Genomic DNA, 18,773 nt, shown 5'->3' on the forward strand with positions numbered 1-18,773 from the left:
GAGTGGTTATGGGTGATCGGCACGACTATGTGGCCCTTGAGTGGGTCAAAGGCGAGATTGCCGAAACGCTGAAGCAGGCTCATCAGGCAATCGAAACCCTGATCGACGACCCGCAGGCGACGCAGGCGCTGAGCGAGTGTCTGGCCTGTGTCCATCAGGTTCACGGTAGTTTGCAGATGGTCGAATTCTACGGCGCGGCCCTGCTCGCCGAAGAAATCGAGCAGTTGACCGGCGCCGTGCAGCAGAACCGCGTCAGCCATCGTGACGAGGCGATCCATCTGTTGTTGCATGCCCTGGGGCAATTGCCGACGTACCTGGACCGGGTGCAGGGTGCCCGTCGCGATTCGCCTCTGGTCGTGTTGCCGTTGATCAATGATCTGCGCAGTGCCCGTGGCGAAAGCCTGTTGTCGGAAACCAGCCTGTTCAACCCGCAACTGCCACAGCTGGCGCCCCTGAGCCAGGAAGCCCTGGCGCTGCTGGAACCGGCCGATTTGCCGAATGTGCTGCGCAAATTGCGGCAGATGCTGCAGATGGCCCTGGTCGGTTTGTTGCGCGAACAGGATGACGAAACCCACTTCGGTTATCTGGCCCGGGTGTTTGCGCGCCTCGAAGCGCTGTGCGCCAATGCGCCGCTGAGCCCATTGTGGCAAGTCGCTTCGGCGCTGGTCGAGGGCATGCGCAATGGCTCGATCGCCAATAGCCCGGCGTTGCGCAGCCTGTTCAAGGACACCGATAAAGAGCTCAAGCGTCTGCTCGAACACGGCATGCCTGATATCAATCAACCGGCACCGCCGCAGCTGCTCAAGAGTTTGTTGTTCTATATTGCCAAGGCCGAACACCCCACCGGGCAGATGCTGACCATGAAAGATCGCTACTCACTTGACGACGCGCTACCCGACGGCGCGATGGTCGATGAAGAACGGGCACGGCTGGCCGGCCCTGACCGCGACGCCATGCGCTCGGTATTGTCGGCGCTGTGCGAAGAGCTGGTGCGGGTCAAGGAGCGCCTGGACTTGTTCGTGCGCAGCGACCGCCAGCACGCCTCGGACCTCGAAAGCCTGCTGGCGCCACTGCGACAAATCGCCGACACCCTGGCGGTACTCGGTTTCGGCCAGCCACGCAAGGTCATCATCGATCAACTGGCGGTGGTGCTGAGCCTTGCCCAAGGCCAGCGTGAACCCAACGACGCGACCCTCATGGACGTCGCCGGGGCTTTGCTCTACGTCGAAGCGACCCTGGCCGGCATGGTCGGCACCGTGGAGCCGCAAAGCCAGGAAGACAGCCGTCTGCCGACCACCGACCTGACACAGATCCACCAGATCGTGATCAAGGAAGCGCGCATTTGCCTGCAACAGGCCAAGGACATGATCGTCGACTACATCGACGCCGACTGGGACCGCCAGCATTTGCAACCCTTGCCGGCGTTGCTGACCCAGGTGCGCGGTGCGTTGGCGATGATTCCGCTGGCCCGCGCGGCGAGCCTGGTCGAAACCTGCAACGGCTTTATTCGCGAGCATCTGCTGGTGGACCCGGGCCAACCCGGCTGGCAGCAACTGGACAGCCTGGCTGACGTCATCACCGGCATCGAGTATTACCTGGAGCGCCTCAGCGATGACCCCGAAGCGCCGGGGGAACACCTGCTCGATGTTGCGGAAAAAGGTCTGGCCTCACTCGGTTTCTTCCCCATTGAACAGCAGGTGCCGATGCTCAAGGATGTGCTCAGCCCCAGTGAAGCGCGGGTCATGCAGGACATACAGGAACTCGACGACCCCGAAACCGTTCAGTCTCTGGCCGATGTACTGGCCAGCCCGCTCTCGTCCGTCAACCCGCCAGCCCTGACCACGCCGGGTAGCCTGTTACCGCCGCCCGCCGGTGAAGAACCGGTGGACGATGACCTGCGGGACGTGTTCCTCGAAGAGACGGACGAGGTGCTGGAAATCCTCGAAGAGTATTTGCCACGCTGGTCGGCCAGCCCCGACAGCACATCGGTCTTGAGTGAATTGCGTCGTGCCTTCCACACCCTCAAAGGCAGTGGCCGGATGGTCCGCGCGCTGGTACTCGGTGAGTTGGCCTGGGCGGTGGAAAACCTGCTCAATCGCGTACTGGAACACAGCGTTGCGCCAGGGCCTGCGGTGCAGCAACTGGTGGGCGATGCGCTGAAGCTGTTGCCGGAACTGGTGGCCGAGTTTGCCGCCAATGCCCAGCGCCAGCGCAGCGATGTCGATCAGTTGGCCGCCCGCGCCCATGCCCTCGCCAAGGGTGACAAGCCGGTGTCCGATGAGAACGTGCAGGACGTCACGGGACTCGACCCACTGTTGCTGGAGATCTTCCGCAACGAAGCCGAAACCCATTTGAGCAGCCTCAATCGCTTCCTTGACCAAGCCGCCGAGCATGTACCGCTTCAGGCCAGCGACGAGTTGCAGCGGGCGTTGCACACGCTCAAAGGCAGCGCCTCGATGGCCGGTGTACTGCCGATCGCCGAGCTGGCGGCGCCCTTGGATCAACTGGCCCGGGAATACAAAGCCCACCGAATAGCCTTTGATCTGGACGAAGTCGAATTGCTGCTGGAAGCCGAAGGGTTATTCCGGCTTGGGCTGCGACAGCTCAAGAGCGATCCGCTGGCCGAAATCCCCGACGCTCGCTCACTGGTCGAGCGAACCCAGGCATTGCTGGCCGAGCGTCTGCAAAGCCTGTTGAGCGCGCCCAATACGAAGCTGCGGATCAAGCGCGATCCGCAACTGATCAACAACTTCCTCGCCCAGGGCATGGACATCCTGCTGGACGCCGAAAGCCTGTTGCAGCGCTGGCAGCAACATCCCGGCGAGCGACAGGAACTCAGCGCGCTACTGGACGAACTGACCACCCTGGGCGAAGGCGCGCACCTGGCCGATCTGCATCCGGTGGATGAGCTCTGCGAAGCCTTGCTCGACCTGTATGGCGCGGTGGAAGAAAGCAGCCTGGCGGTCAGCGACAGGTTTTTCCACGAAGCGCAAAGCGCCCATGAAGCGCTGATCAACATGCTCGACGAACTGGCCGCCGGCCAGGAAGTCACGGCGCAACCGCAGCGGGTGCGTGCCCTGCGCGGCTTACTCGATGAGAGTCTCGATCCATCCTCCATGGGCCTGATCCGCAGTGACGGCAGTCGCACCTTGAGCATCCGCGAACTGGGCAGCGTCACCGCCGAGCTGGAGCAGAGCACGACACAGGTGGAGCTGGACGACGAAATCGTTTCGATCTTCCTTGAAGAGGCGGTGGATATTCTCGAGAACGCCGGTCAGGTTTTGCAGCGCTGGCTGAATGAACCGGACAACGCCGCGCCGCTGTCGTCCTTGCAGCGCGATCTGCATACCCTCAAGGGCGGTGCGCGAATGGCCGAGGTCGAGCCGGTCGGCGATCTGGCCCATGAACTGGAAAACCTTTACGAAGGCCTGGTGGACCGCCGTTACAGCCACAGCGAAGCGCTGGTGCCATTGCTGCTACAGAGCCATGACCGACTGGCCCTGTTCCTTGATCAGTTGCAGCACAACCGTCCGTTGGGTGATCCGGGTGAGTTGATCGCGGCCATTCGTGAATTCCGCCAGGGCAATGCCGGCAGCGCCGAGATGATCGAGCCAGCGGTCAGCAATGACTCCACGGGCCATGACCCCGAGCTTCTGGAGATCTTCCTCGAGGAAGGTTTCGACATCATTGAAAACTCCGGCGCGGCCCTGTTGCGCTGGCAGGCCGAGCCGTCGAATCGCCAGGAAGTGGAAACCCTGTTGCGCGATCTGCACACCCTCAAGGGTGGCGCACGAATGGTTGAAATCGCGCCGATTGGCGACCTGGCCCACGAACTGGAATTTCTCTACGAAGGCTTGTCGGCAGGCGTGCTGCAACCCACCGCCGAGCTGTTCTCGCTGTTGCAACGCAGCCATGACCGACTGGCGCAGATGCTCGACGCCACCCGCGCCAGTCAGCCATTGCCGCCGGCCGATCGGCTGATCGATGCGATCAAGAATTTCAGCCATCCGGCAGCGCCCCAAACATTGGCCCCCGTGTCCCTGCCCATAGCGCCCAAGACCGAGCCAACCGCGCTGCAACCGGAAGGCACCGACACGGTCAAGGTCTCGGCGGAGTTGCTCGACGACCTGGTTAACTTGGCCGGGGAAACTTCAATCTTTCGCGGGCGCATCGAGCAACAGGTCAACGATGCACGGGTGGCGTTGAGCGAGATGGAAACCACCATCGAGCGCATGCGCGACCAGTTGCGCCGCCTCGATACCGAAACCCAGGGGCGGATTCTCAGCCGTCAGCAAGTCGAAGCCGAGCGCCTGGGTTACGAAGAGTTCGATCCACTGGAGATGGACCGTCACTCGCAGCTGCAACAGCTGTCGCGAGCGCTGTTCGAATCCGCCTCCGACCTGCTCGACCTCAAGGAAACCCTTGAGCGGCGCAATCACGACGCGGAAAACCTGCTGCAACAGCAGGGCCGCATCAACACCGAATTGCAGGAAGGCCTGATGCGCACGCGCATGGTGCCGTTCGAGCGGATGCTGCCGCGTTTGAAACGCATCGTGCGGCAGGTCGCCAGCGAATTGGGCAAGGACGTGGACTTCGTCGTTGGCAACGCCGAAGGCGAGATGGACCGCAACGTTCTTGAACGCATGGCCGCGCCGCTGGAACACATGCTGCGCAACGCCGTCGACCATGGGCTGGAATCGGCCGAGGTGCGAATCGCGGCGGGTAAACCGGCCCAAGGCAAGATCACCCTGGATTTGTCCCGAGAGGGTGGCGACATCATTTTCGACATCCGCGACGACGGTGCCGGTGTGCCGCTGGATGCTGTGCGGCGCAAAGCGATCAAGCGCGGATTGCTCGACCCGGACAGCGACATCAGCGACCGCGACGTGCTGCAATTCATCCTGCAACCGGGGTTCTCCACCGCCGAAAAAATCACCCAGATCTCCGGGCGTGGCGTGGGCATGGACGTGGTTCACGAAGAAGTCCGGCAGCTCGGTGGCAGCATGAGCATCGACTCTGTGCCGGGGCAGGGCGTGCATTTCCGGATTCGTCTGCCATTCACCGTGTCGGTCAACCGTGCGCTGATGGTGCACTGTGGGGAGGATCAATACGCAATCCCGCTGAACACCATCGACGGCATCGTGCGGGTACTGCCCAGCGAACTCGAAGGGCATTACCGGCTCGATCCGCCGACCTATGAATACGCCGGGCAACGTTATGAGTTGTGCTATCTCGGTGAATTGCTGAAAACCAGCTCCCGTCCGAAACTGCTGGGCCAGAGCCTGCCGTTACCCGTGTTGCTGGTGCAATGCAATGAACGGCACGTCGCGGTGCAAGTGGATGCCATGGCCGGCACCCGGGAAATCGTGGTCAAAAGCCTTGGCCCGCAGTTCGCTGCGGTGCAGGGTTTGTCTGGCGCGACGATTTTGGGCGATGGCCGGGTGGTGCTGATTCTCGACTTGCTGGCGCCGATCCGCGCCATGCAAGCGCGAATGCCGCAACAACCGGTGACGCCGGACGTAGAGCCTGACTCGCAACGGCCGTTGCTGGTGCTGGTGGTCGATGATTCGGTCACTGTGCGCAAGGTCACCAGCCGTTTGCTGGAACGCCACGGCATGAACGTGCTGACGGCCAAGGACGGTGTCGACGCCATGTTGCTGCTGGAAGAACACAGGCCCGACCTGATGCTGCTGGACATCGAAATGCCGCGCATGGACGGCTTCGAAGTGGCGACCCAGGTACGCGCCGACGAACGCTTGCGGCATCTGCCCATCATCATGATCACCTCCCGCACCGGCCAGAAACACCGCGACCGCGCCATGGCCATCGGGGTCAACGACTACCTCGGCAAGCCGTATCAGGAATCGGTGCTGCTCGACAGCATCGCCCGGTGGAGCAAAACCCATGCATGAACACCGCTCCAGCAACCTCACAGGGCTTTTATTGCCCTTGGCTGATCGCAACCTCATCCTGCCCAACGTTGCTGTCGCCGAGCTCATTGATTACCAGTCCGGCACCTTCGACCTCGACACACCGCCTTGGTATCTGGGGCGGGTGACGTGGCGGGAGCGGCAAATTCCATTACTCAGTTTCGAGTCGGCGTGTGGCAACAAAGTGGTGATCGGTGAGCGAGCACGGATTGTCATCCTCAACGCCCTCGGCGGGCGGCCTGAGCTGAAGTTCATTGCGTTGCTGGTGCAGGGGATTCCGCGGTCTTACAAGCTCGACAGTCAGTTGAGTTATGTCGATGTGCCGTTGTGCGCGCTGGAGCAGGCGGCGGTGCAGGTGGGTGAGCAAGTGGCCAAGGTGCCGGATTTGTTGGCGTTGGAAGAGTTGCTTGTAAGTGCCGGTCTGGTCTGACCGAATCCTGTTTGGACCGAGGACATGGTGAACACTGTGGCGAGGGGGCTTGCCCCCGTTCGGCTGCGCAGCAGTCGTAAACCATTGTCCTCGGTTTACCTGATACAGCTCGGTTGCAGGTTTTGGGGTTGCTTCGCAACCCAACGGGGGCAAGCCCCCTCGCCACAGGGGTTCTGCGTTAAACCCCAGTCCGAGCCTTCATCTGCAACGACTCATGGTGATCCAGAACTGCACGCCATCGGCCAAACGGCTGAGCGCCAAGGCTACAGAGCGGCGTGAGCCTTCCACATCGTCCGCCAGATCGGCAGCAATGGCGCTGATGGACAGCAGGTCTTCGGAAGCGTTGGCCAGAAGGGCTTCGGTGTCGATATCGGGGGCGACGGCGAAGAGCTGGGACTTACGGCGTTTGGCCGGTTTTTCGTGGAGTGGGGGGAAGTAATGGGAAAAGGCGCGGTCGGCGGCTTCCTTCATTTTTTCTGCATCGAGGGATGCTTGGGAATCGACGTCGGTTTCCGGGGGGTTGGGAGTAGCTTTGAACATAGTGAAGCTCCGCTTATGGTTTGGAGCTGGCCCTTTCGGTTTCCGAACGAAGGGGTGGCAGCTGTACGCAGGCTGGAAACCCGGGAAACGGCAACCCGGTTGACCCGAAGGTCTCCCGCGCACAGCCGCCATAACGGAGTGCACACTTTAAAGGTGCGCAAGCATACGTCATGAGTGGCGCTTTCACGCCGTTTACTCGTCGGGGTTTCCAATCCCGGTCGCTGAATTGGCAGCGACCCGTAAACGATATAGCTCAGCGCAAAAACCCACCAGTCAGCGGGTTCCGGCATTGCTGTAGGCAGCAACGCCAGACTGCGTAGCCTCTCACCGTTCCTGCGGACAAACTTTTAAACACAAAACCCCAAGCGGTCGGACCCTTTGGCGAGGGAGCTTGCCCCGTTCGGCTGCGCAGCAGTCGTAAACCATTGTTCTCTGTGTACCTGATACACCTCGGTTGCAGGTTTTGGGGCCGCTTCGCAACCCAACGGGGGCAAGCCCCCTCGCCACAAAGGTTTCTGCGCCAGGTTGAAGATTCCCAAAAAGGGACCGATCGGTCCTGTTTTGGGACTTATCGGATTGCCGTGAAAAACCTGTCACTAAGCGAAGCCTTGTTCACCCCCCCCACAAAAAGTGCTTGGCCTGCTATCCCACAAGGTATGCGTTCCCCTGTGGGAACGTGGCTTGTCCGCGATGCAGACGCCACGGTCTGTCAGGCTTGCCGATTGGCATACATCCGGTCAGGCGGCATGCTTTCGAGCACGTCCTGGATCAGCTTCTGCGCCCGTTCTTCCAGCACATAAGCGCTTTCGAGTGGGGTCAGGTTACGGCCTTCGTGTTTGAATAGCGGGCAACGCAGAGCGCTTTCCAGGGAGTGAATAGCTCGGTGCACGCTGACATTATTAGCTGACGTTTGGCTCGATGGCTTTCGTAGGAGCTGCCGAAGGCTGCGATCTTTTGGTCTTTGGCATCTTTGAGGGCGCTAAGAACCAAGATCTGAGGTTTGGCTCGATGGCTTTTGTAGGAGCTGCCGAAGGCTGCGATCTTTTGATCTTTGGCATCCTAAGATCAAGATCAAAAGATCGCAGCCTCGTTTCACTCGACAGCTCCTACACAGTTCCTACAGGGCTTTGGGTTGATGAATTTCGAGGTGAGCAACACATGTATCACGGGGAAAGATTGAACGCCTGGACGCATCTGGTCGGGGCGGTGGCGTCGTTTGTCGGGGGCGTGTGGCTGCTGGTGATTGCCAGTATGGATGGCAGCCCGTGGAAGATCGTCAGTGTGGCGATTTATGCGTTCACCTTGCTGGTGCTCTACAGCGCTTCGACTGTGTACCACAGCGTACGCGGGCGCAAGAAAGCGATCATGCAGAAGGTCGATCACTTTTCGATCTACCTGCTGATTGCCGGCAGCTACACACCGTTTTGCCTGGTGACCCTGCGCGGGCCGTGGGGCTGGACCTTGTTCGGGATCGTCTGGGGGCTGGCGCTGATCGGCATTCTGCAAGAGATCAAACCCCGCTCGGAAGCGCGGATCCTCTCGATCGTGATTTACGCGGTGATGGGCTGGATCGTGCTGGTGGCGGTCAAGCCATTACTGGCGGCGCTGGGGCCAGTCGGCTTTGCCTGGCTGGCGTCGGGCGGGGTGTTGTACACCGTGGGGATCATCTTTTTTGCCCTCGACCATCGCCTGCGACATGCCCATGGGGTCTGGCATTTGTTTGTGATTGCCGGGAGCGTGCTGCACTTTGTGGCGATTTTGTTTTATGTCCTCTGAGGCCATCACGGGATTAAGCGATCCAACTGCGCCTGCGCCCGTCGGCTGAACACCTGCAACAAATCGCTCAAGGTGTGAGGGGGTGGCTCGTCGGCGCGGGTTACCGCGTACAGCGTGATGGGCAACGCCGGCGTCAGCGGTCGAATCGCCGTGGTGGCGGCAGACGCGCCGAGTGCGGTGAACGGGTCGATTACCGCCAAACCGGCCCCGGATTCCACCATCGCCCGCGCCAGCGAATAGGTCTGCACCGCGATGCGGATCTTTGGCGCTGGATTGACCGCTTCAAGGTAGCTGTCGAGTCGGGCGGCCAGCGGGTCAGCGCTGGACAGGCCGATCAGCGGTGCGCCGGCCAGTTCGCTCAACGGCAGCGGCTGGCTCAGGACGTCATCGCGCCAATAGCCCAACGGTGCCAGCGCTACCAAAACCCCGCAGGCCAAAACCTGGGCCTTCAGGCCAGGATGATCCGGCAGTTGCAGCGTCAGGGCGAGATCCACTTCGCGCATCAGCAGGTTCTGCATCAGCTCGCGGCTGTGGGCGCTGGACAGTTCGCAGGCGATTTGCGGGTAGCGTTGCGTCCATTCGTTGATCGCCGGCGGCAGCAGCGACAAGGCCAGCGCCGGGATCGCACCGATTCGTACACTGTGGCCCGGCTCGCGGCGCAGGCTCTGGGCCAGACGTCGCACGCCTTGCAGGCTTTCGGTGACCTTGTCGACCTCGCGCTCAAGCTCCAGGGCTTCGGGCGTCGGCTGCAATTTACCGCGCACCCGCAGGAATAATGGAAAGCCCAGTTGCTGTTCGGCGTGTTGCAGCACTTTGCTCACCGCCGGCTGCGACACGTGCAGCAATTGAGCGGCGCCACTGACCGAACCGGTCTGGCGGATGGCCTGAAAAATCTCGATGTGTCGCAGTCGCATGACAAGTCCATAACCTTTGTTTATGGGTAAGGCATCTTTATGCATTGTTCAACGGCTGTCACCTGGTCCTAACCTCAAGTACGTTCCAACAACGCTTAAGGACTGACATGGCTCAGCGGGTTTGCATCATCGGTGGCGGCGTCATCGGGCTGACGACGGCTTACGCACTGGTGCGCGACGGCATCGATGTGACGCTGATCGAGGCCAGGGATTCGTTTGCCAGCGAAACCAGTTTCGCCAACGGCGGCCAGTTGTCCTACCGCTATGTCGCGCCACTGGCCGATGCCGGCGTACCGTTGCAGGCGCTGGGCTGGATGTTGCGCGCTGACTCGCCCTTGAAGCTGCGTCCGCGCCTGGACCCGGCGCAATGGCGCTGGATGGCGTCCTTTCTGGCGGCCTGCCGGCGTTCGGTGAATCAGCGCAACGGCGCACACCTGCTGCGCCTGGCGCTGCTGAGCCAGGCCACGCTGCAACGCTGGCGCGACGAAGATCGCCTCGACGGTTTTAATTGGCGGCGCAACGGCAAACTGGTGACGTTTCGTGAAGCCGCAAGCTTCGAGCATGCGCGCCACAGTCTGGCTGATCCGCAACAGCAACAGGTGTTGTCCCGGACCGAGTGCGCACAGCTGGAGCCGGCACTCGCCGAGGCGCCGTTTGTGGGCGCGATCTACACGCCCGATGAAGAAGTCGCCGATTGCCATGGGTTCTGCCTGCAACTGGTGGCCCGGCTCAAGGCGTCGGGGCGTTGCGAGTTTTTGCCGGGGCGCACGGTCACCGGCATTCGCCACGGCGACGGCGCGGTGCAGGCCATCGAAATGGGCGCGCAGGTATTACCGGTCGAGCAATTGGTGATCGCTGCCGGTCATCGCAGCCCGGCGCTGGCGTTGCCGGGCATGAACCTGCCGCTGTACCCGCTCAAGGGCTACAGCCTGACCCTGCCGATCCGCGCCGAACACCGCGCGCCAGAGCTGAGCATCACCGATTACAACCGCAAAATCGTTTACGCCCGCATCGGGGAACAACTGCGGGTGGCGGCAATGGTCGACATTGTCGGCTTCGACCCGGCGCTCGATCCCAAGCGTCTGGCGCTGATCAAACGCCAGGCCCAGGAAACCTTGCCCAATGCCGGCGATTACGACGCTGCCATTGAATGGGCCGGCATGCGCCCGGCGACCCCCAGCGGCGTGCCGTTGATTGGCGCCACGGCGTACCGCAACCTCTGGGTCAACCTCGGGCATGGCGCCCTGGGTTTCACTTTGGCCTGCGGTAGCGCGCGGCTGCTGAGTGAGTTGATTGCCCGACGCGCGCCCTCGATTGAAATGCAGGGGCTCGGCCCCGCTCGCTGCTAAACGCTTAACCCACAACGGAGAATAACAATGCAAACAATCACGTTGATCGGCTGCACACTCGGCCTGCTGCTCGCCAGTCAGGTCCAGGCCAATGAAGCGCCGCTGACCGGCACGCTGAACAAGGTCGCCAATGCCAGGAGCATCACGCTGGGCTATCGCGATGCATCGGTGCCGTTCTCTTATGTGGGTGATCACACGGGGCAGCCGATGGGCTATTCGGTGGACCTGGCGAGCAAGATTGTCGAGCGCATCAAGCAAAAGCTTGAACTGCCGGATTTGCAGGTGAAGTACACCCTGGTGACCTCGCAAACACGTATTCCACTGGTACAGAACGGCACGGTCGACCTTGAATGTGGCTCCACCGGCGTGACTGCCGAGCGCATGCGGCAAGTGGCGTTTTCCTATGGGTTCATCTACGTGAAGGGGCAGCTGCTCACGGCGAAGGACAGCGGCATCAAGCGCTTCGCCGACCTGCGCGGCAAGAACGTGGTGACCACTGCCGGCACCACCAATGAGCGGTTTCTGAAGAGCTACAACGTCGATCACAAGATCGACATGTTCGTGATCAGCGCCAAGGACCACGGCGAAGCCTTCCAGATGCTGCAGTCAGGGCGGGCGGCGGCGTTCTACATGGACGATGCATTGCTTTACGGTGAGCGCGCCAAGGCCCACGATCCGCATAAGTGGGTGGTGGTGGGCGAGGAGCAATCACGGGAAATCTACAGTTGCATGGTGCGCAAGGGCGATCCGCAATTTCTCGAGCTGGTGAATTCGACGCTTGCTGATTTGTATAGCTCAGGGGAAATCAATAGTATCTACAACCGCTGGTTCCAGCAGCCGATTCCGCCTAAAGGTTTGAATCTTGAGTTTCCGATGACCAGCGAACTGAAGGCGATCATTGCGAAGCCGGTGAGTGATCCGGTGCAATAGTTCCTGAAAGATCGTTCCCGCGCAGAGCGTGGGAACGATCAAAACGATCAAACCTAGAAGTCGCCCCACAACTGTTGAGCCACCGCCAACGCGACCACCGGCGCGGTTTCGGTGCGCAATACGCGAGGGCCGAGGCGGGCGGCGTGGAAACCGCCTGCCTTGGCCTGCTCGACTTCAGTGTCGGACAACCCGCCTTCCGGGCCGATCAGAAACGCCAGTGTCGCCGGCTTCGCATGGCTCACCAGTGGCTCGGCCACCGGGTGCAACACCAGCTTCAATTCGGCTTCCGTCTGCTTCAACCAGTCGGCCAACAGCAGCGGTGGGTGAATCACCGGCACCGATGAACGCCCACACTGCTCGCAAGCGCTGATCGCCACCTGACGCCAGTGCATCAGGCGTTTGTCGGCGCGCTCGTCCTTGAGGCGAACTTCGCAGCGGTCGGTGAAGATCGGCGTGATTTCGCTGACCCCCAGTTCGGTGGCTTTCTGAATCGCCCAGTCCATCCGCTCGCCACGGGACAAGCCTTGGCCGAGATGGACCGCAAGCGACGACTCGACCTGCCCGGCAAAGCGTTCATCGATTTTCACCACGACGCGCTTCTTGCCGACGTCCGCCAGCGTGCCGCGAAACTCATGGCCCGAACCGTCGAACAATTGCACCGCATCACCCTCGGCCATGCGCAGCACGCGGCTGATGTAATGCGCCTGGGCCTCGGGAAGCTCGTGTTCGCCGATGCTCAAGGGGGCGTCGATAAAGAAGCGGGACAGTCTCATCAATGGTCTCTGTAAAAAGTCGAATGTAGCTTGGCACTGATCTGCGGCAACGGCTTTTGTGGCGAGGGGGCTTGCCCCCGTCCGGCTGCGCAGCAGTCGTAAATCTGGCTGATGCGTTTTAACTGACAAAACCCGGTGGCCGGTTTTAGGGCCGCTTCGCGACCCAACGGGGGCAAGCCCCCTCGCCACAGAAGCTCTTTCACACAGGAGTTTGCATAAGGCTTCAGCCCGGATCACGGTAGCCCGGATGAAAGTCCTTTGGCACTGCCACGCTGATGCTGTCACGGGTGGCGAGGTCGATGCCTTCGCTGGCCACTTCGGCCAGAAAATCGATCTGCTCGGGGGTAATCACGTACGGCGGCAGGAAATACACCACGCTGCCCAGCGGCCGGAGTAATGCACCACGCTCCAGTGCATGCTGGAACACCCTCAAACCGCGACGCTCCTGCCACGGGTAAGCGGTCTTGCTGGCTTTGTCCTTGACCATCTCGATGGCCAGCACCATGCCGGTCTGACGCACTTCGGCAACATTCGGGTGGTCAACCAGGTGCGCGGTGGAGGAGGCCATGCGTTGAGCCAGGGCCTTGTTGTTCTCGATGACGTTGTCTTCTTCGAAGATATCCAGCGTCGCCAATGCCGCCGCGCACGCCAGCGGATTGCCGGTGTAGCTGTGGGAATGCAGGAAGGCGCGCAAGGTCGGGTAGTCATCGTAGAAGGCGCTGTAGACCTCATCGGTGGTCAGCACCGCCGCCAACGGCAGGTAACCGCCGGTCAGGGCCTTGGACAGGCAGAGGAAGTCAGGACGGATGCCGGCCTGTTCGCAGGCGAACATCGTTCCGGTGCGGCCGAAACCGACGGCGATTTCATCATGAATCAAGTGCACGCCATAACGATCGCAGGCGTCGCGCAGCAACTTCAGGTACACCGGATGATACATGCGCATCCCACCGGCGCCTTGAATCAGCGGCTCCAGAATCACGGCAGCCACGCTGTCGTGGTTGTCGGCCAGGGTCTGCTCCATGGCGGCGAACATGTTGCGCGAGTGTTCTTCCCAGCTCATGCCCTCGGGGCGCAGATAGCAATCGGGGCTCGGCACCTTGATGGTGTCCATCAGCAGGGCTTTGTAGGTTTCGGTGAACAACGGCACATCGCCCACCGCCATCGCCGCCATGGTTTCACCGTGATATCCGTTGGTGAGGGTGACGAAGCGCTTCTTGTTCGGCTGGCCGCGGTTGAGCCAGTAGTGAAAGCTCATTTTCAGCGCGACTTCGATGCACGACGAACCGTTATCGGCGTAGAAGCACCGGGTCAGGCCTTCAGGCGTCATCTTCACCAGACGCTCCGACAGTTCGATCACCGGCTGATGGCTGAAACCGGCGAGGATCACATGTTCCAGCTGATCGACCTGATCCTTGATGCGCTGGTTGATCCGCGGGTTGGCGTGGCCGAACACATTGACCCACCAGGAGCTGACTGCGTCGAGGTAGCGCTTGCCTTCGAAGTCTTCCAGCCAGACGCCTTCGCCGCGCTTGATCGGGATCAGCGGCAGCTGTTCGTGGTCTTTCATCTGGGTGCAGGGATGCCACAACACCGAAAGATCGCGTTGCATCCACTGATTATTCAGGCCCATGTTCAGTCTCCTCGAGGCAGCTCGCTTGGTGCGCGGGCAAACAATCGCGCAAGCCTATGCAATGCGCGTCATCGGGACAACCCATTGTGTCAATTGAGCTACTTTGTATAAGGCCGTAGACGTGGCTGGCGGCGTTTTGATGGCTGACGTATTCTTCGCGGTCCTTTGAGTCGTCTGACTCGTAAAACCGCTATTTCCTCATGTATTTCCGGAGTTCGCTGAATGTCTGCTGGTTGGCTGCGCGCCTGTGCGCTGGTGATGTTGGGGCTGTTCAGCGTTTCGGCGCTGGCCAAGGATAAAACGGTGATCGTGGTCGGCGGCGGGCTTTCGGGCCTCACCGCGGCGTACGAACTTCAGAACAAAGGCTGGCAAGTCACCTTGCTGGAAGCCAAGCCGACGTTGGGCGGTCGCTCCGGCATGGCCACCAGTGAGTGGATCGGCAACGACAAGACCCAGCCGGTGCTGAACAAATACGTCTCGACGTTCAAGCTGACCACCACGCCTGCCCCTGAATTCGTGCGGACCCCGAGCTACTTGATCGACGGTGAATATTTCACCGCCGCCGATCTGGCGACCAAACAGCCGGCCACCGCCGAGGCACTGAAACGCTACGAAAAAACGCTGGATGAGCTGGCGCGTTCGATCGAAGATCCGCAGAACCCGGCCGCCAACAGCACATTGTTCGCCCTGGACCAGATCACCGTGTCCAACTGGCTCGATCGCTTGAGCTTGCCAGCCACTGCACGTCAGTTGGTGAATCAGCAGATCCGCACCCGTTATGACGAACCTTCGCGTCTGTCGCTGCTGTACTTCGCACAGCAGAGCCGCGTCTACCGTGGCGTTGCCGACCGTGACCTGCGGGCCTCACGTCTGCCCGGTGGCAGCCCGGTGCTGGCCCAGGCCTTCGCCAAACAATTGAAAACCATCAAGACCAGTTCCCCGGTTTCGTCCATAAGCCAGGACAAGGACGGCGTCACCGTCAAAGTCGGCAGCGTTGGCTATCAGGCCGATTACGTTGTGCTGGCCGTGCCATTGCGTGCATTGAACAAGATCCAGATGACCCCGGCGCTGGACGCCCAGCACCTGGGCGCTATCAAAGGCACCAACTACGGCTGGCGTGACCAGATCATGCTGAAGTTCAAAACGCCGGTGTGGGAAAGCAAGGCGCGCATGTCCGGCGAGATCTACAGCAACACCGGCCTGGGCATGTTGTGGGTCGAGCCGGCCCTCAAAGGCGGCGCCAATGTGGTGATCAACCTGTCTGGTGACAACGCACGGGTGATGCAGGCCTTCGGCGACAAGCAGATAGTCGATCAGGTACTGATCCGCCTGCATGCGTTTTATCCACAGGCACGTGGTTCGTTCACTGGTTATGAAATCCGTCGCTACAGCACCGACCCGTCGATGGGTGGTGCATACCTGGCCTTCGGCCCGGGCCAGATCAGCAAGTACTGGCGTCTGTGGGAGCGTCCGCTGCAACGTGTAGCCTTTGCCGGCGAACACACCGACGCCTTGTACCCAGGCACCCTGGAAGGCGCATTGCGCACCGGTCAGCGTGCAGCCAGTCAGGTAGAAGACCTGGCGGCGGGCAAGTCGTTTGAACCGGCGAAAGTTGTTCCGGCGGCGAGCGCGGCAGCGGCAGGTGCCGTGGCAGCGAAGAAAGGCAATTTCTTCACCAACCTGTTCGGCGGCTCAGACGACAAACCGGCACCGGCCAAGGCACCAGCTCCCGTGACCCCGGTGGCTCCGGCACCCGCCCCGGCACCTGCACCGACTCCAGCGCCAGCACCGGTTGAGGCGCCGAAACCTGCGACACCCGTGAAAGCAGAGCCTGCCAAGAAAGCACCGGTGAAAAAGCCTGCTGCCAAGACCGAGGCTAAAAAAGCCCCGGTCAAGGCGACGGCGAAAAAGCCTGAGCCGGTGAAGAAGCCAGCGGTCAGTACTGCTGCGAAGACCCCAGTGACGACTGAAACCAAGACGCAGTAAGTTCTGGAATCAAAAAAAAAGCGCGGCAGTGATGCCGCGCTTTTTTTATGTCTTGCATAGGTCGCTGCTGATTTTTCTTTGACGCTAAGCTAGATCCACACTATGCACTTCGTCGCTTTGGTAGTCGCTGACGTAGGCATGGTTATATTGATCAAGAACCATGTCATACGGTTCGCAAGCACCAGGGATGGGCACCCGGCGCATAATTTCATGCGTGGCGGTATTAATTTCCACGACCTCTTTTTTGATTTGATCAACGGCATAAGCGTTTTTTTCGCCGAACACTATTTTCCCTTCGCAGGTCACAAAATCGAAATGCCTGGTAGTCGATAACCTGGGGTCCAGTACGGTCAGTTTTTGAGCGTCCAGACACACGACATACACTTCTTTGTCGTCGGGACTGACGGTAACTGCTGACGGATACCTTTGGGTTTTGATGATATCGAGGACTTTGAAAGTCTTGCTGCTGATGATCGTCAATGCGTCCTGATAAGGGCCATCAGGAGAGTTTGTGCTGGAAATATAAAGACGCGAATCGTCCTGGCTGATATCCACACTTATGGAAGGGGAGGGTAATCCTTTTACTCTGCTCACCGCATAAGTGCGGGTGTCGATAATTGCCAGCCACTCTTCATTTTGTCGAACGGTGACGTAAACATGCTTCCCGTCTCGGCTCACGACGAGTCCCCGAGGGTATTTTCCCACCGTGACGTTACCCACCGCATAGGTTTCAGTATCAATAACCGAAACCGAACTTGACCCGTAGTTGGTCACATAAGCTCTTTTCCCTCCATGGGCAAGGATGATGTTCTGGGGATAATGCTCGACGGCGATGGTGCGGATTACCTTTCTGTTACGGGTGTTGATCACTGACACATTGCCTGAAATGTAATTGCAAACAAAAACCCGGGATCCATCGTCGTTGATGGCTATCCCTCGCGGTCCTTCCCCTACGGGTATCGAATTGGATCGGTTACGCGTAATGACGGGAAATGAACTCGAATGGTGACTCATGGTAGAACTCCTGTTCAGACGCTCGGACAATCGCCCGAGATCAGGTTCATCAATGACCTGTGATGTGGCTACTGTCAGATATGACAGTTCTGACGAGTGGTAAAGGTTTTTTTTAAGTGGGAATGGGACGGCGTCTGTAGGTTTTTTCGTTTGGTTAACACTCTCTTAACCTCTCGACCGCAAGGTCTTCATCGTATTTCTCGATATTTCAGAGCGAAATTTTCCGCTTTAAATCGATAGATAACTCGATAGTCTTGGACGCAGTTCTTACAGGATTTGAGCAATGCAATTACGTAACTCGTCTTCCCGCTACGGTTGGATCAGCCTCTTCATGCATTGGGGTGTGGCGCTCGCGGTCTATGGTCTGTTCGCGTTGGGGTTGTGGATGGTGGGTCTGGACTACTACAGCGCCTGGCGCAAAGATGCGCCGGACCTGCATAAAAGCATTGGCCTGCTGTTGTTCGCGGTCATGTTGCTGCGGGTGTTGTGGCGCTTTATCAGTCCACCACCGCCGACCCTGCAAAGTTATAGCCGCATGACGCGTCTTGGTGCCGTGTTCGGCCATGCCTTCCTTTATCTCGCGCTGTTCGCTGTGATGATTGCCGGTTACCTGATTTCCACCGCAGACGGTGTCGGGATCCCGGTGTTTGGCCTGTTTGAAGTGCCTGCATTGGTGTCCGGACTGCCGGACCAGGCAGACACCGCCGGTGTGATCCATTTGTACCTGGCTTGGGCGCTGGTAATTTTTTCCGGCCTCCATGCGTTGGCAGCATTGAAACACCACTTTATCGATCGTGATGCGACCCTGACCCGAATGCTGGGTCGCAAAGCCTGATGTTCAACCTCGACTCCAAAGGAATAGAAAGCATGTTGAAAAAGACGCTCGCCGCTCTGGCCATCGGTTCTGCTCTGCTGTCCGCTAACGTCATGGCGGCCGATTATGTTGTCGACAAAGAAGGCCAGCACGCCTTCGTTGATTTCAAAATCAGCCACCTGGGTTACAGCTACATCACTGGCACCTTCAAGGACATTGACGGCAAGTTCAGCTTTGACGCAGCCAAGCCTGAAGACAGCAAGATCGAGTTCAATGTGAATACCGCCAGCGTGTTCACCAACCATGCCGAACGCGACAAGCACATCGCCAGCAAAGATTTTCTGGATGTGGACAAGTTCGGCAAGGCGACCTTTGTTTCCACCAGCGTCAAATCCACTGGCAAAAACGCCGCTGGCAAAGACACTGCCGACGTAACCGGTAACCTGACCTTGCTGGGTGTGACCAAGCCAATCGTGGTCAAGGCTACCTTCCTGGGTGAAGGCAAGGATCCATGGGGCGGCTACCGTGCCGGCTTCGAAGGCACCACCAGCATCAAACGTTCCGATTTCGGCAAGCAGAAAGACCTGGGTCCACAGTCTGACGCGGTCGAGCTGTACGTTACATTTGAAGGTGTGAAAGCGAAGTAATGCTGAGACGTAGGAGCTGCCGCAGGCTGCGATCTTTTCA

Annotated in this window: 13 protein-coding genes and 1 pseudogene; 8 read left to right on the forward strand and 6 right to left on the reverse strand. The window is 59.8% G+C overall.

All coding sequences use genetic code 11. The annotated features are described in order from the left end of the window. Positions 1-8: 8 nt before the first annotated feature. Both BZL43_RS16300 and BZL43_RS16305 read left to right on the forward strand, forming a co-directional pair. Entirely contained in the window at positions 9-5,912 is a 5,904-nt protein-coding gene (locus BZL43_RS16300) for an Hpt domain-containing protein (RefSeq protein WP_095633259.1), read from the forward strand. After that, a complete protein-coding gene (locus tag BZL43_RS16305; RefSeq protein ID WP_095633260.1) occupies positions 5,905-6,360 on the forward strand; it encodes a chemotaxis protein CheW in 456 nt (151 codons plus the stop codon). Before BZL43_RS16300 ends, BZL43_RS16305 begins: the two co-directional genes overlap by 8 nt. A 198-nt stretch (positions 6,361-6,558) precedes the next feature. On the opposite strand, the gene BZL43_RS16315 is transcribed toward BZL43_RS16305, so the two are convergent. Both BZL43_RS16315 and BZL43_RS16325 read right to left on the reverse strand, forming a co-directional pair. Next, complete coding sequence (locus tag BZL43_RS16315; RefSeq protein WP_095633261.1) at positions 6,559-6,900, reverse strand: DUF6124 family protein; 342 nt, start codon at positions 6,898-6,900, stop codon at positions 6,559-6,561. 745 nt (positions 6,901-7,645) lie between these two features. Further along, positions 7,646-7,801, reverse strand: a pseudogene (locus tag BZL43_RS16325) (LysR family transcriptional regulator); the annotation flags it as partial. A gap of 257 nt (positions 7,802-8,058) precedes the next feature. Here BZL43_RS16325 and BZL43_RS16330 point away from each other — a divergent pair. Then, a complete protein-coding gene (locus tag BZL43_RS16330) occupies positions 8,059-8,676 on the forward strand; it encodes a hemolysin III family protein (RefSeq protein WP_095633262.1) in 618 nt (205 codons plus the stop codon). Between the two features lie 5 nt (positions 8,677-8,681). Here the strand turns inward: BZL43_RS16330 and BZL43_RS16335 are convergent, their stop codons facing one another. Further along, positions 8,682-9,590, reverse strand: coding sequence for a LysR family transcriptional regulator (locus tag BZL43_RS16335; protein ID WP_095633263.1), 909 nt, complete (start codon positions 9,588-9,590; stop codon positions 8,682-8,684). Between the two features lie 62 nt (positions 9,591-9,652). Here BZL43_RS16335 and BZL43_RS16340 point away from each other — a divergent pair, with 62 nt between their 5' ends. Together BZL43_RS16340 and BZL43_RS16345 are read left to right on the forward strand one after the other, a co-directional pair. Beyond that, positions 9,653-10,939 carry a D-amino acid dehydrogenase gene (locus tag BZL43_RS16340; protein WP_168185104.1) on the forward strand — a complete coding sequence of 429 codons (1,287 nt, stop codon included), beginning with the start codon at positions 9,653-9,655 and terminating at the stop codon, positions 10,937-10,939. A 27-nt stretch (positions 10,940-10,966) separates the two neighbouring features. Then, entirely contained in the window at positions 10,967-11,869 is a 903-nt protein-coding gene (locus tag BZL43_RS16345) for a transporter substrate-binding domain-containing protein (RefSeq protein ID WP_095633265.1), read from the forward strand. A gap of 53 nt (positions 11,870-11,922) precedes the next feature. Here the strand turns inward: BZL43_RS16345 and BZL43_RS16350 are convergent, their stop codons facing one another. Further along, positions 11,923-12,642: a 16S rRNA (uracil(1498)-N(3))-methyltransferase gene (locus BZL43_RS16350; protein WP_095633266.1), complete on the reverse strand. Its 720-nt coding sequence runs from the start codon at positions 12,640-12,642 to the stop codon at positions 11,923-11,925. Between the two features lie 223 nt (positions 12,643-12,865). Next, positions 12,866-14,272, reverse strand: coding sequence for an adenosylmethionine--8-amino-7-oxononanoate transaminase (locus BZL43_RS16355; RefSeq protein ID WP_095633267.1), 1,407 nt, complete (start codon positions 14,270-14,272; stop codon positions 12,866-12,868). A gap of 222 nt (positions 14,273-14,494) precedes the next feature. Between BZL43_RS16355 and BZL43_RS16360 the strand changes: the two genes are divergently transcribed. Then, entirely contained in the window at positions 14,495-16,258 is a 1,764-nt protein-coding gene (locus BZL43_RS16360; RefSeq protein ID WP_095633268.1) for an FAD-dependent oxidoreductase, read from the forward strand. A gap of 84 nt (positions 16,259-16,342) precedes the next feature. Here the strand turns inward: BZL43_RS16360 and BZL43_RS16365 are convergent, their stop codons facing one another. Then, the gene (locus BZL43_RS16365) at positions 16,343-17,272 is read right to left on the reverse strand and encodes a YncE family protein (RefSeq protein ID WP_095633269.1); all 930 of its coding nucleotides are present in this window, start codon (positions 17,270-17,272) and stop codon (positions 16,343-16,345) included. Between the two features lie 283 nt (positions 17,273-17,555). Between BZL43_RS16365 and BZL43_RS16370 the strand changes: the two genes are divergently transcribed. Then, a complete protein-coding gene (locus BZL43_RS16370; protein WP_095633270.1) occupies positions 17,556-18,107 on the forward strand; it encodes a cytochrome b in 552 nt (183 codons plus the stop codon). 32 nt (positions 18,108-18,139) lie between these two features. Next, entirely contained in the window at positions 18,140-18,733 is a 594-nt protein-coding gene (locus tag BZL43_RS16375) for a YceI family protein (RefSeq protein WP_095633271.1), read from the forward strand. Positions 18,734-18,773 lie beyond the last annotated feature (40 nt).

It is taken from the genome of Pseudomonas sp. PICF141 (genome assembly GCF_002286815.1).
GTDB lineage: Bacteria > Pseudomonadota > Gammaproteobacteria > Pseudomonadales > Pseudomonadaceae > Aquipseudomonas.